Origin of the sequence: Providencia rustigianii DSM 4541 (genome assembly GCF_000156395.1) — a bacterium.
GTDB lineage: Bacteria > Pseudomonadota > Gammaproteobacteria > Enterobacterales > Enterobacteriaceae > Providencia > Providencia rustigianii.
In genome coordinates, this window is the sequence record NZ_GG703827.1 from 13,382 (window position 1) to 13,943 (window position 562).

A 562-nucleotide genomic window follows, 5' to 3' on the forward strand; every position below is an offset into this window, starting at 1 on the left:
GTTCTAATCTTCATATCAGCTCAACAATGTTATGTGTTGCGCCCTTGATTCGCTGGATTGCCCATAACGCATCACGTTGCAAATCATCAATATTTGGCTCAAGCGCATCGGCTTTTTTATTACCACTAGGCGTGGTATCAATATCACGATATCGCTCAGTGATATTGGCTTTCGCACTACAAAACACCGCGCGGCGATAAAGATAAACAAGCTCAGATTCTGAGGATTCTCCCTCATGAATTTTATTGGCAGGTACACTCTCAAGCGACTGATAACCCAAACCAATTTCTTTCTTTTTCCATTCCAACAACTCTCGATTGGTTTCGATGATGGCATTTTTTAAGCTGTTGATTAGACGATGTGGTGTGACCGTTCCATCTACGCGCATTTGTTCGCGAAAATCGGCGGTATTGATGGCAGGAAAGAAATCATCACTTTTTAATACTTCATTTTCTTCTTTTACCTGTTCTGGTGAAACAAAATCCATAACTCACCTCAATAGGTAGGCGGTGGGCGAGATGTCGAAAACCGGTTTCTAGTCTCGCGCCGCCTTGCGCGTTGG

General features: G+C 43.4%; 1 protein-coding gene. It reads right to left on the bottom strand.

Going from position 1 to position 562, the window contains the following annotated elements; genetic code table 11:
* Positions 1–10: 10 nt before the first annotated feature.
* Positions 11–487 carry a head completion/stabilization protein gene (locus PROVRUST_RS18585; RefSeq protein ID WP_006816464.1) on the bottom strand — a complete coding sequence of 159 codons (477 nt, stop codon included), beginning with the start codon at positions 485–487 and terminating at the stop codon, positions 11–13.
* Positions 488–562 lie beyond the last annotated feature (75 nt).